Origin of the sequence: Streptomyces sp. NPDC004667 (assembly GCF_040609475.1) — a bacterium.
Classification (GTDB): Bacteria; Actinomycetota; Actinomycetes; order Streptomycetales; family Streptomycetaceae; genus Streptomyces.
The window spans coordinates 1-1,685 of sequence record NZ_JBEXKC010000255.1; the positions used below are offsets into that span (position 1 = coordinate 1).

A 1,685-nucleotide genomic window follows, 5' to 3' on the forward strand; every position below is an offset into this window, starting at 1 on the left:
GAGCATTGTCTTGCGTGCCTTCATTGCTGTCCCTGTCATCGGTTCCGGTTCGATACCCGGAACGGCTGTCAACACGGATGTGAAGGCCGGATTCCACATGGGGAAGCGCTCGACACCGCAAGCGCACCACCCCTGAAAGTCCCCCACTTCCGAGGCGATCGTAACCGATTGCATGCGTCCTCAACTCGGAATTCCGAAGTGAATTCCAGCTGGTTGTCAATTGCGCTGCCTGGTCGCTTCGGACGGATTCTCTCCGCATTGTGAAAACGAAAAACGCGAGGTCACCCTCGGCCGGCAAGCCGAGGGTGACCCCGATCTCTTTCGAGGTGTCAGGCCGTTCAGATCTTCCAGACCTGGTCGACGTAGCGCGAATCGCACCCCACCTGAGTCAGGGGCGCGCCCCACTCCGGCGTGCGCCAGGAAACGTACATGCATTTGTTGGTGAGCGAGTTCCGGATGGAGTAGCCGCCGCCGGCGACCGGCTCCAGCTTCCACACCTGGTCGGCGAACTCCGGGTGGCAGTCGTACTGCGTCACGGGCGCCCCGTCCTCGGGGGTGCGCCACGAGACCAGCAGGCAGCGGTTGTTGTGCTGGTTGCGGAACTGGTAGCCGCCCGGGACCGGCTCCAGCTTCCAGAGCTGGTCGGCGTACTGCGGGTCACAGTCGACCTGTTGTGCCTGGGCGCCGTTGTCGGGCGTGCGCCAGCCGACGTACGCGCAGCGGTTGCTCAGCGCGTTCTGGATCGAGGCGGTGGTGAAGCGGACGTCCCGGAGCCAGTCGGCGAGGTCGTCGGTTCGGGCGGAGATGGCGCCGGTTCGAGTTTCGGTGGTCGGGGCGCCGAGGCAGCCGCCCTGCCAGGAGCGGGAGTTGACGCCGACGACCTGGCCCGCGGAGTTCAGCAGCGGGCCGCCGGTGTCGCCCTTGCAGAGCACGTCCGCGCCCTTGCCGGTGATGGCGAGGGTGGTGGCGGTGGCAGGGCCGACGGTGAAGGTGCCGGTGTGGAGCTTGTCCGGCACCCACTCGGTCTTCGTACGGCCGAATCCGGCCGCGGTCAGGTCGGCACCGGTCGCCGGGGCAGCGGTGGCGAGGGGGGCGGGCGCGATCGTGGTGACCGCGGTGGAGAGTCGTACGAGGGCGGCGTCGCGGTCGTCGCGTGGGGCGATCTCGGTGATCTCGACGGTCTTGCCGTCGCTGAGCGTCGCGGTGGTCTTGAGGGCCGGCTTGCCGGCCGTGACCGGAGTGCCGGGGGTGGCGGCGAAGCAGCTCGAGGCGGTGAGAACCCAGAAGCGGTCGACCAGAGTGCCGCTGCAGGCACGGGAGTTCGCCTCGTCGCCCAGGTTGATCCGGACGGCGTACGGGTGCGTGCCGGTGGCGGCCTCGGGGCCGGAGACCGCGGCGGAGGGGGTGGCCGGTATCAGGCCCACCGACATCACAGCGGCGGTGGCCAGCAGGCCGGAGATCCGGGCTGCGCGCGGACGGAGTGCGGACACGTGAGTTCCTTCGCAGGCAGGGCGCGGGCGTGCGGACATGGCCTCGCAGCGCCGCGGCGCCGGTCGGCCACTCGGCCGACGGTTCGAGGGGGCGGTACTGATGGCGCGGTGCGGGCGGCGCAGTGTGAGTGAGCGCCGCCGGTGTTACTTGGCGGTGCGGATCTCCATGAGCATGAAGTCGCGGCCCTGCTCGTC

General features: G+C 69.0%; 1 protein-coding gene. It reads right to left on the reverse strand.

All coding sequences use genetic code 11. The features are described 5' to 3' along the window. Positions 1-338 precede the first annotated feature (338 nt). Positions 339-1,490 (reverse strand): RICIN domain-containing protein, encoded by a 1,152-nt coding sequence (locus tag ABZW32_RS39855; protein WP_356225819.1) that lies wholly within the window; start codon positions 1,488-1,490, stop codon positions 339-341. Between the last annotated feature and the right edge of the window lie 195 nt (positions 1,491-1,685).